Source organism: Pseudomonas sp. WS 5411, assembly GCF_012985595.1.
Lineage (GTDB): Bacteria > Pseudomonadota > Gammaproteobacteria > Pseudomonadales > Pseudomonadaceae > Aquipseudomonas > Aquipseudomonas shahriarae.
Genome location: NZ_JAARMC010000032.1, coordinates 39,120 through 49,266 on the forward strand (window position 1 = coordinate 39,120; position 10,147 = coordinate 49,266).

11 protein-coding genes are annotated in these 10,147 nt (G+C 61.0%); 4 read left to right on the forward strand and 7 right to left on the reverse strand.

Annotated features, from left to right (window positions below):
- Positions 1 to 117 precede the first annotated feature (117 nt).
- From HBR93_RS25405 to HBR93_RS25415, 3 genes are all read left to right on the forward strand, one after another.
- Positions 118 to 462 (forward strand): FKBP-type peptidyl-prolyl cis-trans isomerase, encoded by a 345-nt coding sequence (locus tag HBR93_RS25405; RefSeq protein WP_057439428.1) that lies wholly within the window; start codon positions 118 to 120, stop codon positions 460 to 462.
- A 148-nt stretch (positions 463 to 610) separates the two neighbouring features.
- Positions 611 to 1,831, forward strand: a complete 1,221-nt coding sequence (locus HBR93_RS25410; protein ID WP_057439427.1) for a putative DNA modification/repair radical SAM protein — start codon at positions 611 to 613, stop codon at positions 1,829 to 1,831.
- Positions 1,828 to 2,661: a TIGR03915 family putative DNA repair protein gene (locus HBR93_RS25415; protein ID WP_057439426.1), complete on the forward strand. Its 834-nt coding sequence runs from the start codon at positions 1,828 to 1,830 to the stop codon at positions 2,659 to 2,661. The genes HBR93_RS25410 and HBR93_RS25415 overlap by 4 nt, the downstream gene beginning before the upstream one ends.
- A 205-nt stretch (positions 2,662 to 2,866) precedes the next feature.
- On the opposite strand, the gene HBR93_RS25420 is transcribed toward HBR93_RS25415, so the two are convergent.
- The 7 genes from HBR93_RS25420 to HBR93_RS25450 form a co-directional block, all read right to left on the reverse strand.
- Positions 2,867 to 3,364 carry an Lrp/AsnC family transcriptional regulator gene (locus HBR93_RS25420; RefSeq protein ID WP_057439425.1) on the reverse strand — a complete coding sequence of 166 codons (498 nt, stop codon included), beginning with the start codon at positions 3,362 to 3,364 and terminating at the stop codon, positions 2,867 to 2,869.
- 14 nt (positions 3,365 to 3,378) lie between these two features.
- Positions 3,379 to 4,221 carry an ATP-binding cassette domain-containing protein gene (locus HBR93_RS25425; protein WP_225923795.1) on the reverse strand — a complete coding sequence of 281 codons (843 nt, stop codon included), beginning with the start codon at positions 4,219 to 4,221 and terminating at the stop codon, positions 3,379 to 3,381.
- 3 nt (positions 4,222 to 4,224) lie between these two features.
- The gene (locus HBR93_RS25430) at positions 4,225 to 4,938 is read right to left on the reverse strand and encodes an ABC transporter permease (protein WP_057439424.1); all 714 of its coding nucleotides are present in this window, start codon (positions 4,936 to 4,938) and stop codon (positions 4,225 to 4,227) included.
- Positions 4,935 to 5,636 carry an ABC transporter permease gene (locus tag HBR93_RS25435; RefSeq protein WP_057960092.1) on the reverse strand — a complete coding sequence of 234 codons (702 nt, stop codon included), beginning with the start codon at positions 5,634 to 5,636 and terminating at the stop codon, positions 4,935 to 4,937. The genes HBR93_RS25430 and HBR93_RS25435 overlap by 4 nt, the downstream gene beginning before the upstream one ends.
- Positions 5,637 to 5,738: 102 nt before the next feature.
- Complete coding sequence (locus HBR93_RS25440) at positions 5,739 to 6,518, reverse strand: ABC transporter substrate-binding protein (protein ID WP_057439422.1); 780 nt, start codon at positions 6,516 to 6,518, stop codon at positions 5,739 to 5,741.
- Positions 6,519 to 6,775: 257 nt separating this feature from the next.
- Positions 6,776 to 7,822 (reverse strand): ornithine cyclodeaminase, encoded by a 1,047-nt coding sequence (locus HBR93_RS25445; RefSeq protein ID WP_120733537.1) that lies wholly within the window; start codon positions 7,820 to 7,822, stop codon positions 6,776 to 6,778.
- 11 nt (positions 7,823 to 7,833) lie between these two features.
- Positions 7,834 to 8,760, reverse strand: coding sequence for an arginine deiminase-related protein (locus tag HBR93_RS25450; RefSeq protein WP_169961336.1), 927 nt, complete (start codon positions 8,758 to 8,760; stop codon positions 7,834 to 7,836).
- A gap of 308 nt (positions 8,761 to 9,068) precedes the next feature.
- Between HBR93_RS25450 and HBR93_RS25455 the strand changes: the two genes are divergently transcribed.
- The gene (locus tag HBR93_RS25455; protein ID WP_169961337.1) at positions 9,069 to 9,959 is read left to right on the forward strand and encodes a GNAT family acetyltransferase; all 891 of its coding nucleotides are present in this window, start codon (positions 9,069 to 9,071) and stop codon (positions 9,957 to 9,959) included.
- The last annotated feature ends 188 nt before the right edge of the window (positions 9,960 to 10,147 follow it).

The window sequence follows — 10,147 nt, forward strand, 5'->3', positions numbered from 1 at the left end:
CCTCCTGTGACTTTATGAGTAACTATTAGCGGAGACTTCAATTGTGCTTGCCAATCCTTCCTTATTCTGAGAAAAGACCTATCTGGGGGATCCTATACAGAAATAATGAGAGAACAAATGAGCAACGAAGAACTGCAAATCACCGACATCCGCCAAGGCGACGGTAAAGCCGTGGTCAAGGGGGCGCTGATCACCACTCAATACACCGGCACCCTGGAAGACGGTACGGTGTTTGATTCGTCCTGGGAGCGGGGCAAGCCGTTCCAGTGTGTGATTGGCACCGGGCGTGTGATCAAGGGGTGGGACCAGGGCTTGATGGGGATGAAAGTCGGCGGCGTGCGCAAGCTGTTTGTGCCGGCGCATCTGGCGTATGGCGAGCGGGCGATGGGCGCGCATATCCAGCCCCATAGCAATCTGCATTTCGAGATTGAGTTGCTGGAAGTGCTGACGCGCGACGATTGAAGGCTCGGGGTCGCTCAACTGTTCTTGATATGTTTGAAAAAACGTCGGCAGCTCCCACAACTATTTGTTTTACCGTTCGCCGATCTCTCCTTGAATGCCGGGTGTCGCTGCTGATACTGTACAAAAATACAGTATCCGGTAGCCCGCCATGCAGTTGATCGAAAAACTCAGCATCCTCGCCGATGCGGCCAAGTACGACGCGTCTTGCGCCAGCAGCGGGGCGCCCAAGCGCACCTCCGAGGGCAAGGTCGGGCTGGGTTCGAGCGATGGCATGGGCATCTGCCACAGCTACACACCCGATGGGCGCTGTGTGTCGTTGCTCAAGGTGCTGCTGACCAATTTCTGCCTCTACGACTGCCAATACTGTGTCAACCGCCGCTCCAGTGACGTGCCCCGTGCGCGGTTCAACCCGGAGGAGGTGGTGAGCCTGACCCTGGACTTCTACCGGCGTAATTGCGTCAGCGGGCTGTTTCTCAGTTCGGGGATCATTCGTTCGGCGGACTACACCATGGAGCAACTGGTGCGGGTCGCCAAGTTGCTGCGTGAGGAGCATGACTTTCGCGGTTATATCCACCTCAAGACCATCCCCGAAGCGGATCCTGCATTGATTGCCGAGGCCGGGCGGTATGCCGATCGCTTGAGCGTGAACATTGAGTTGCCCACCGATAAAAGCCTGCAGATCCTCGCGCCGGAGAAACAGATCGGTTCGATCAAGCAGGCGATGCAGACGATTTTCACCGGCGAGCAAACCGTGCTCAACGAGCCCCGGGCACCGCGGTTCGCCCCGGCCGGGCAAAGCACGCAGATGATTGTCGGCGCCGATGACACCGACGACAGCACCATCCTGCACGGTGCCGAGGCGCTGTATGGCAACTTCAAGTTGCGCCGGGTGTACTACTCGGCGTTCAGCCCGATTCCCAATAGCCCGAAAAGCGTGCCCCTGGCGGCGCCGCCGCTGATGCGCGAGCACCGTTTGTACCAGGCCGATTTCCTGCTGCGCAGTTATGGCTTCCGCGCCAACGAACTGTTCGCGGGGCCGGGGGATCTGGCGCTGGATATCGACCCGAAGCTGGCCTGGGCCCTGGAGCATCGCGAGGTGTTCCCGCTGGACCTGAACCGTGCCGAGGCGACGTTGATCGCACGTATCCCGGGGATTGGCCTGCGTACCACCGAACGCCTGGTGGAGCTGCGCCGGCAACGCAAGATCCGTTTTGAAGACCTGGCGCGTATGCGCTGCGTGTTGACCAAGGCCAAGCCGTTCTTCATCACCAGCGACTACCACCCCCAGCAGGCGGAAAGCACCAGCGTGCTGCTGCGCGAGCAACTGCGCGACCGCCCGCAACCGCAACAGATGGGGTTATGGGGATGATCAGCCTGGAATGCGACAACCTGTTCAGTACCTGGCGCGAGCAGGCGCGCTGGCTGCTCAGCCATCAGATCGACCCCAGCCATGTCAGTTGGGGCGAAGTGGAAGTGGCGGACCTGTTTGCCACCGATGAACACTACCCCACGCACAATGGCCCGTTCCAGGCACGCATTCCCAAGGCGCTGCTGGAGCTGCTGGAAAGTGCCGCCTGTTACCACGGTGAGCAGCGCTGGAGCCTGTTGTATGAAGTGCTGTGGCGCGTCAGCCATGGTGACCGCACGGCGATGATGGCGGGGGATCAACTGGGCAGCGAGTTGCAACGGCGGATCAAGCAGGTAAGGCGTGAGGCCCACCATCTGCATGCGTTTGTGCGTTTTATCGCGCTGCCGGCGGCGGCGGGGCCGGAGTTGCCGGAGTACGTGGCCTGGCACGAACCGGCCCACGATATTTTGCACAGTGCCAGCCAGCATTTTGTCGGGCGCATGGGCCGTCATCGCTGGATGATCGCGACGCCCCTGGATGGGGTGTATTACGACGGTGAGCAGTTGATTCATCAACGCCAGTGCCCGGAGCAATGGCAGCAGTTGGCGCAGAATGTCGAAGATCCACACAGTGCCATGTGGCTGACCTATTACAGCCATATCTTCAACCCGGCGCGGTTGAATCCCAAGGTCATGGAGGGGCACCTGCCGAGCCGGTTCTGGAAGAATTTGCCGGAGGGTAAGTTGATACCGGGGTTGATCAGCGAGGCGCGGACGGGGAAGCAGCGGGATGGGCAGGCGAAGCTGATTGGTGAGCGCCCCGGCAAGCGGATTTCAGGCGGGCACGGTTAAAACATGTGGGAAACATATGGGAAGCATATGGGAAGCATATGGCGGGCTGGCTTGTGTGGGAGCTGGCTTGCCTGCGATAGCATCACCTCGGTATAGCTGATAGACCGAGGCGTCTGCATCGCAGGCAAGCCAGCTCCCACACAGGCCAGCCCCCACACCAGCCCACCCCCCAACATCTGATCTGCATCGTGTGAGGCGATGGGGTTCAGGCCAACTCAGTCGCGGTGTTTTTCACCACCGCCAGCTCCGGATGGGCCACTAGTTTGTCGATGTGCAGCTCATCATTGTTCAACCAGGTTTCCGTCAGCACGCGGTAGTGCTCCATGTCCCGGCAGCGCATGCGCAGGCTGTAGTCGAAGGGGCCGCTGATCAATTGGCACTCGAACACCTGTGGGCAGGCTTTGACGCAGGCTTCGAAGGCTTTTTGCGCCGAGCGCCCGCTCTGGTTCGACAAGGCCACCAGTACCAGCAAGGACAACCCCGGCGAGACCATTTGCACATCAATGATCGCGCCGTAGCCGCGAATCACCCCGCGCCGCTCCAGCTTGCGCACCCGCTCCAGGCAGGGCCTGGGCGTCAGGTGCACCAGCGAAGACAGCTTTTCGTAGGTGATACGCCCCTGATGGCGCAAGACATCAATGATGGCTTCATCAATGCGATCCAGCACTGGGGTGGAATGGGGTCCGTTGGCCTTGGTATCCATGGTCGATTCTGTGTTCACTTCAAGCGGTTGGAGAGAAATTGCTGCAAGCGTTCGCTGGTCGGATGGTCGAGGATCTCGGCGCTGCCTTGTTCTTCGACACGGCCCTGGTGCAGGAACAGCACCTGGCTGGAGACTTGCCGGGCAAAGCCCATTTCGTGGGTGACCATAAGCATGGTACGACCTTCCTCGGCCAACGTCTGTATGACTTTGAGGACTTCTCCTACAAGCTCCGGATCCAGCGCCGAGGTCGGTTCATCGAACAGGATAATCTCCGGCTCCATGGCCAGGGCCCGGGCGATGGCCACGCGCTGTTGCTGACCACCGGAGAGAAACGCCGGGTATTGATCGGCGACCCGGCCCGGCAGGCCGACTTTATCCAGGTACATCCGCGCGCGTTTCTCCGCCTCGGCGGCACTGACGCCCAACACCCGGCGTGGCGCCATGCAGATGTTTTCCAGCACGGTCATGTGGCTCCACAGGTTGAAGTGCTGGAACACCATGGCCAGGCGCGTGCGCAGGTTCTGCAGTTGTGCCTGGTGCGGCGCCTGCACCCCGGCGCGACCCTGGCGCATTTCAATGCTGATGCCGTCCAGGGTGATTACCCCGGCGTCGGGCTGTTCGAGGAAATTGATGCAGCGCAGCATGGTGCTTTTGCCGGAGCCGCTGGCGCCGATCAGGCTGATCACATCGCCCTTGCTGGCGTTGAGCGAAACCCCCTTGAGCACTTCGTGGTCGCCGTAGCTTTTATGCAAGTCTTCGACCTTGAGTTTGACGTTGGCGCCGGCCGCCACCACGTTCGGGCGGGGCGCGGCAGTGTGTGTGGGATGAGCGGCCAGGGCCTGTGCGGACTGATTCATGGGTTAGCCTCGGGTCGGGACAAGAAAGCGCATCCAGCGTCGTTCGGCCAGTCGGAACAGGCCCACCAATGCGAAGGACAGCAGCATGTACAGCAGCGCAGCAATGCCGAAGGCCTGGAACGTGAGGAACGTTTCGGCATTGGCGTCACGGGCCACCTTGAGGATGTCGGCGATGGTTGCGGTAAATGCCAGGGACGTGGCGTGCAGCATCAGGATCATTTCGTTGCTGTAGGCCGGCAATGCGCGGCGCAGCGCGGCGGGGATCACCACGAACAGGTTCATCCGCCAGCCGTGCAGGCCGTAGGCCCGCGCGGCTTCAATTTCGCCATGGGGAATATTGCGAATGGCCCCGGCGAAGATTTCCACGGTATAGGCGCAGGTGTTGAGCACAAAGGCCAGCAGCGTGCAGTTCAAGGCATTGCGGAAAAACTGATTGAGCAAGGCGTTATCCTGCACCACTTCCAGGCTGTACAGGCCGGTGTAGCAAATCAGCAACTGGATATACAGCGGCGTGCCGCGAAACAGGTAGGTGTACACCTCCACCGGCCAGCGTAGCCAGAAGTGCTCGCTGACGCGGGCGATTGCCAGGGGGATGGACAGGAAAAACCCGAGGATCACCGACACGATAAACAGCCACAAGGTCATGGCCACCCCGGAAAACCCAGAGCCATCGGTCCACAGGTACGCCAGGCCATATTGCTGGATCAGTTCGATCATCGCGCCACCCCTTTGATGCCGACGTTGTAGCGCCGTTCCAGGCGTTTGAAGATGCGGTTGGAGAGGGTGGTGATCACCAGGTACACCAGGCCCGCAAGGATCAGGAAGTACAACGGGTCATTGGTGGTCTTGCCGGCGTTCTGCGCGGCCTTGACCAGGTCCGCCAGGCCGATGATCGACACCAGCGCCGTGGACTTGAGCAGTACCAGCCAGTTATTGCCCAGCCCCGGCAACGCAAACCGCATCAATTGCGGGAACATCACCAGCCGAAACCGCTGCCAGCGGCTCAAGCCGTAGGCGGTCGCTGCTTCCAGTTGGCCCACCGGCACACTGAGCATCGCGCCGCGAAAGTTTTCGGTGAAATACGCACCGTAGATAAAACCCAGGGTGATCACACCGGCGGTGAAGGGATCAATTTCGAAGTAGTTCCAGCCAAGCATCTCGGTCAAGTCATTGAGCCACAGTTGCAGGCTGTAGAAGATCAGCAGGATCAGTACCAGGTCCGGCACGCTGCGGATCAAGGTGGTGTAGAGGGTGGCGGGGATGCGCAACAGCTTATGGCTGGACAGCTTGGCACCGGCGGCGATCAGGCCCAGGCTCAGGCTCAGGACCAGCGCGAGGAACGCCAGCTTGATGGTCATCCAGGCACCCTGGGCCAACAGCGGGCCGAAGCCTTGCAGGTTGAGGAGTTCATTCACGGGAAAGTCTCGATAGAACCGGTAGGAACCTGCCGCAAATGGCGGTGTTTGTCGCACCGCCAGCGCTGGCAAGCCGGCTCCTACAGGGGATAGGGCGGGGGATTACTCGTGATAGATATCTTCGTCACCGAAGTACTTCTTCTGGATCAGCGCGTAAGTGCCATCGGCCTGGATGGCTGCGATGCCCTTGTTGATCAGCGCCAGCAGTTCCTGGTCGTTCTTGCGCAGGCCCATGGCAATGTCCAGCGGCAAGGTCGGGTCCTTGAAGGCCGGGCCGGATTGGTAGTCGGCGCCTTCAGGCTTGGACAGGAAGTTGAGCTGGGCTTCGAGCTTGTCGGTCAGCGTCGCGTCGAGGCGGCCGTTTTGCAGGTCGGCATAGTTCTGGTCCTGGGACTGGTATGCCTTGACCTGGGCACCGAGCTTGGCCAGGTGGGCGCGGGCATAGGCTTCCTGCAGCGAGCCCTGGAGCACGCCGACCTGTTTGCCCTTGAGGGATTCGGGGGTGTCGCCGAAACCGGCGCCCTTGCGGGTGATCACCGAGGTGGGGCTGAGGAACAGGCGATCGCTGAAGTCGATCTGTTTTTGCCGGGCCGGGGTCACGGCCATGGAGGACATGATGGCGTCGAACTTGCGCGCACGCAGCGCCGGGATCATGCCGTCGAACTCGTTGTGGACCCAGGTGCACTTGACTTCAAGCTTGGCGCAGATAGCGTTGCCCAGCTCAATGTCGAAACCTTGCAGGCTGCCGTCGGCGGCCACGGATTCAAAGGGTGGGTACTCGGGGAACACGCCGAAACGGATTTCTTTCCATTCCTGGGCCTGGACGGCGGTGGCGCACAAAGGCAGGAGCAGCGCGGCGACGAGTGATCGGAGCGGAGTCATGGTGTTTTCCCTATATTTTGTAATTGATGTCAGGGCAGTAGAAAGGGTGCGGCATGCATTCATTTGCTGACTCTTTGGTCGCGCTCAGAATGCTTCATGATGGTGCGTTTTTTGTGTCGTTTACCTAGTCCTTCGCATGCGGAATACGCTGTTAAAACGCGGATTGCAGCAGAATCGGCTGCGGCACCCTGTATATCGGCTTTTCAAACCGCGGTTTAGGGCCCGCCGCTTGCGCAAAGCGGCAGGCCAGAGCGGTTTCAGGCGCGCTTTTTATGCTGTGCGGTTGGTCGCTGGGCCAGGCGGGCGAACAGGTCCTTGGGGTCGGCCAGGTCCGGTACCAGCTCCAGCTCGCTGCCCACGTCCAGGGCCTTGGCCACATCCAGTACATAACGCAGGGCCGAATAGTCTTCGAGGGCAAAACCTACCGAGTCAAACAGGGTGACCTGGCGCGCATTTTCCCGGCCCGGCTTCTGGCCGTTGATCACTTGCCACAGCTCGATGACCGGCGAATCCTCAGGCATATGCTGGATTTCGCCTTCGATACGGCTTTGTGGTTCGTACTCGACGATCACCCGCGCGCGCTCGACGATGCGCCGGTCCAGTTCGGTCTTGCCGGGGCAGTCGCCGCCCACGGCATTGAGGTGCATGCCGGGCTCGATCATGTCGTCGGTAAGGATGGTGGCGTAGGCCTTGTCGGCGGTGACGGTGGTGACGATATCGGCGCCTTTCACCGCTTCGGCGACGCTACCCGCGAGGGTCAGCTTGATCGCCGGGAAGGCCTTGAGGTTGTTCGCCAGCTTGTGCATGGCCTGGGTATCTATATCGAACAGGCGGATCTCATTGATGCCCAGCAAGGTGTGGAATGCCAGGGCCTGAAACTCACTTTGCGAGCCATTGCCGATCAGCGCCATGCTGCGACTGTTGTCCCGTGCCAGGTAGCGCGCAACCAGGGCCGAAGTGGCGGCAGTGCGGATCGCCGTGGTCAGGGTCATCTCGCTGAGCAGCACCGGTTTGCCGGTATCCACATCCCCCAGGGCGCCGAACGCCATGACCGTGAGCATGCCGCTCTGGGTATTTTTCGGGTGGCCGTTGACGTATTTGAAGGCATACAGCGAAGCATCCGAGACCGGCATCAGTTCGATCACGCCCTCGGGCGAGTGGTTGGCCAGGCGCGCGCATTTTTCGAAGTCATTCCAGCGCAGGTAGTCGGCGCGGATGTACTCGGCCATCTCGGTGATGCAGGTTTGCAGGCCTTTTTGCGATACCAGGTAGCTGAGGTCGTTGACGTCGATATAACGGGTCATGGAAAAACTCCTTATTGGAATGAGGCGCGGGCCGGAAGATGCACTTCGGCCAACATGCAGCGGGCACTGCCGCCGCCGATGCGTTCGATGTTGTCGATATTCACCACGACTGGGTGGGTGTGGCGTTCCACATGCAGGCGCTGCGCCGGCTTGAGCGAGCGCCAGGCGCTGGCCGACATCACCAGCAGCGGCTGGCCGTCGCGGTCGTGGAGTTCCAGCATGTTGCCGGCGAAGGCTTCCAGTTGGTCGAAGTCCAGGGCCAGGATGTCTTTGCCGGTGTCGCGCAGGGAGCGTTCCAGGCCCTGGCGTTCTTGGGTCTCGGGCAGCGCGTCCAGGCACACCACCGACAGGTCGCGGCCGACGCTCATCATCACGTTGCTGTGGTAGATCGGTGCGTGATGGCGGTCGACGGCGTGGAAGGCGCAGACCTGATAGTCCAGGCGCTCGGCAAACTGGCGCAGGGCATCGTGATGGGTGCGCCCGGAGTGGCAGGCGTAGCTGATGCGGTGCTGGCGGTCGAGGACCATGCTGCCAGTACCTTCGAGGAACATGTTCTGTTGTTCCAGGTGGCTGAAGTCGATGGTGTCTTTGATTGCGAAGCGCTGCTCCAGTACTTGCAGCACGCCTTTATCGCGCTCCAGGCGGCGGTTCTGGCCCTCCATCGGGTACAGCACCAGGCTGCCGTCGGCATGACTGCTCCACCAGTTATTGGGGAAGATCGAATCCGGGGTATGGGGCGCGGGTGTGTCCTGCACCACCAACACTTCCACACCATGCTGGCGCAGGGTGTCGACATAACCGTCGAACTCCTCCAGCGCTTTTTGCTGTGCGGCCACCGGATCGACGGGCGCGCGCTGGAAGCGGTTGTTGATCGCGGTGTCCGGGTTAAAGGCAAAGTGCGCCGGGCGGATCATCAGGACGGTATTGGTGGTTTGCATGGGGGCACGAGTCCATGGGGTTGGGCATTGAGGCTATTTTGTGCGCTCTGGCCGCAGAATCCCGGCTGAAACAGGGGAGCAGCCCAGCCGGGAAAGCTGAAAAGAGGGGTATGGCAGCCGAATCGGCTGTCAGGGGGCGCTCAAACCTGTAGGAGCCGACTTGTGTGGGAGCTGGCTTGCCTGCGATAGCATCATCGCGGTGTAGCGGACACACCAAGGTGCCTGCATCGCGGGCAAGCCCGGCTCCCACACAAGCCCACACATGGGTATTGTGGTGGCTGTCATTACGTCACCCGTCAGGAGGAGTCATGTCTACCGCCGTCCGCCTCGCCCAACCCACCGATGCCGAAGGCATCAGCCAGGTCATCCTGGCGGCCCTGCGCAGCAGCAACGCCCGTGACTACCCGGCGGATGTGATTGCGCGGGTGGCGAGCAACTTCACGCCGGAGGCGGTGCTGCAATTGCTCACGCGGCGTACCGTGCTGGTTGCACTCCAGGATCAAGAAATCGTCGCGACCGCCGCCTTGGACGCCAATGTGGTGCGTTCGGTGTTCGTCAACCCGGTGCTGCAAGGGCAGGGCATCGGCCGCCAACTGATGGCCGATATCGAACAGCGGGCCCGTGAGGCTGGGGTCACGGTATTGAGCGTACCGTCGTCCCTCACCGCCGAGCCGTTTTATACCAAGCTGGGGTTCCAGACCGTGCGGGATGTGTACCACGGCAACGAGCGCACCCTGGTGATGGAGAAAGTATTGTCGTCTCGCCACCCCATCGGCGTGTATCGCGACCGTTTGCATCGGGCCCAGGTCGCGGCGTTATGGCAGACGGCGTTTGGTTATGACACCCCACATAACCGGCCGGAACTGGCGATTGATAGAAAGCTTGCGGTGGAGGACGGGCTGTTCTTTGTCGCCACCCACGGCAAGGCCGTGATCGGCACCTTGATGGCAGGTTACGACGGGCATCGGGGTTGGTTGTATTCGGTGGCCGTGCATCCGGACTATCGCCGGCAAGGCCTGGGCGCGTCGTTGGTGCGCCATGGGGAACAGGCGTTGATCGCCCTGGGCTGCCTGAAGATCAACCTGCAGATCAATCTGGGCAACGATACGGTGGTGGGCTTCTACGAAGCACTGGGGTATGGCGTGGAGCCGAGGATCAGCATGGGCAAGAAGATTGCGCAGAACCTGCCCAAATCCTGAAACCACCTGTAAGCAAATGTGGGAGCGGGCTTGCTCGCGAAAGCGGTGGGTCAGTCACTGATGACGTTGACTGATCCACCGCTTTCGCGAGCAAGCCCGCTCCCACATTTTGTTGCGCAGCGGGGCTTAGACCTTGACGATCCAGCCAGCCGGCGCTTCAACGTCGCCGGACTGCACACCGGTCAGCC